Genomic DNA, 2,129 nt, shown 5'->3' on the forward strand with positions numbered 1-2,129 from the left:
GTCTCGGTCAGGAGATCCGTGTTGCCCGATGCCGGTTTGAACCGTGAGTTTCGAGTGTAACGATCTCTACGATTCGGACATGAACCGTGGTTGTGACGAAAGGATTTGCAGGGACAGGCAAGGAAGCCAACAACTATGAAACGGATAAACCTGATCGCGGCCATCATGGTCGTGTGCATCACCGCTGGCTGCAGTCAGAATCGGTGGCAGGTGCGCGATTCGTCGTCGACTGATCACTATCATCCGCCTGAATCTCTTGCAGATTCCGCGATTGGGTCGCCTGTCGATTTGGAGGTGTCGGATACGACACCGACGTCTGCCGTACCAGTCGACGAACAGACTCCCTACATCAGTCTGGTTTCGGCAACCTATGATCCGGCAGACGAAAACGCAGTATCGACTGCGGAGTCGCCGGTCGTACACTACGTTCCGGCGGGCATGTCACTCGCTGACTTTGAATCGCTGTCGTACTCCAATAATCCTTCCATTCGTGATTTGGCAGAAACGACGCAGAAAGCGGCTGGTTTCCGCGATCAGGTCGGCCTGAAAGCCAACCCGATTGTCGGATATCAGGCAACGCAGCTGGCGGATCGAAATACGGATCAACACGTCGCCTTCGTTGAACAGGAATTCGTAACCGGCGGGAAGCTGGAGCTAAACCGTCGCGTTCTCAACGAAGCGGTTCGTGCTCAGTTGCAGGAACTGGAGGCTCAGAAACTGCGAGTGGCCACCGACATTCGCGTGAAATTCTACGAAGCTCTGGCCGCTCAGCGACGCATTCAATTGATCAGTGATTTCCAGTCAGTGACGACCAAAGGGATCGAGGTTGCTAAATCTCGCATCGAAGCCGGTGAAGGCACACGAATTGATACTCTACAGGCCACCGTTCAAAAGAACGAAGTTGACCTAGCGTTGCAGCAGTCACAGATTCAATTCGACGCCGCATGGCGAGGACTCGTGGCCCTCACGGGCACGTCCCACATGGAACCCACCACGCTTGTTGGCGAACTTCCGCAGCAGATGGAAGCGAAGGACTGGACGTATCTGAGTTCAACGGTTGTGAACAGCAGCCCGGAATACAGTGCAGCTCAAACACGAGTCGCACAGGCTCGTGCGGCATTGCAGCGGCACGGTGTGCAGGCGACTCCTAACATCACGGTTCAGTTTGGTGCGGGTGTCGATAACTCAACCAACAACGGCATGATGAATTTCCAGATCGGAGCTCCCATTCCTGTCTTTAACAAGAATCAGGGCAACATCTGTGCGGCTCAGGCGGAATTCTGTCGAGCGTCCATCGAAGTTCAGCGAATTCAGAAGTCCATCGAAGCACGGCTGGCTGAGGTGTCCCGAGACTATGACTCCGCCCTGGCTGCTGTCACGAAGTATGGCCAGGAAATCCTGCCAAACGCTGCGGAATCACTCAAGCTTGCGGAACAGGCTTACCAGGCCGGTGAAACCAGCTTCGTGCAGGTGCTGGTGGCTCGCCGCACGTATTTCGATTCGAACCTGCAGTTCGTTCAGGCTCAGTCGCAGCTTGCTCAAGCCAGCTCAAAGGTCGACGGCTACGTGCTGACCGGCGGACTTGATGCCGTGCCCGACAACAGCGGCGACGACAGTCTGCGAGGACTGACGTTCAGTCAGCAGTAAACGCGACAACTGAACGCACGTCTGCCGTGACGAATGTTTCGTGCTGATTGACTGAATCCTGCCCAACCTTCAGGACCGATGTCTCGACCGTCGACAAAGTCAGCCACATTGTTATGACTGCCACTTTCCGGCAAGCGTGAGCAGGTTTCACAATCGTTCGCCGTCGTCAGACATCGCCGCACGACGATCTTCATCATGGAACCGTGCCTTCTTCGAATCATTCACCGGACGTCTGCGTGCCATTCGCTGGCTAGCGGACATAACACGGTACAGGGAAGTTGGCTATGACAGGGATGGAACCCTCAGATATACGCTATGGAGATCGTTCGCCGCGCAAATGCCATGCGGCAGCGACAGGAGTGCGGCAACTTTTGCTGGTGCTGATATTGTCGGGCTGCGCGACGTCCCGAACGAATGAATCCGTCCAGCTTCACCATGATGCGGAACGGCCGGTTGCGGAGGTAGAATCGCAAGGCGTACCG

2 protein-coding genes are annotated in these 2,129 nt (G+C 55.6%); one reads left to right on the forward strand and one right to left on the reverse strand.

The features are described 5' to 3' along the window. Positions 1 to 135 precede the first annotated feature (135 nt). Positions 136 to 1,647, forward strand: a complete 1,512-nt coding sequence (locus WBC85_RS03600; RefSeq protein WP_424433307.1) for a TolC family protein — start codon at positions 136 to 138, stop codon at positions 1,645 to 1,647. Positions 1,648 to 1,949: 302 nt separating this feature from the next. Here WBC85_RS03600 and WBC85_RS03605 read toward each other — a convergent pair. After that, positions 1,950 to 2,129, reverse strand: a 180-nt coding sequence (locus WBC85_RS03605) for a hypothetical protein (RefSeq protein WP_424433308.1), incomplete at its 5' end; no start/stop codon positions are given.

Origin of the sequence: Planktotalea sp. (genome assembly GCF_049680325.1) — a bacterium.
Lineage (GTDB): Bacteria > Pseudomonadota > Alphaproteobacteria > Rhodobacterales > Rhodobacteraceae > Planktotalea.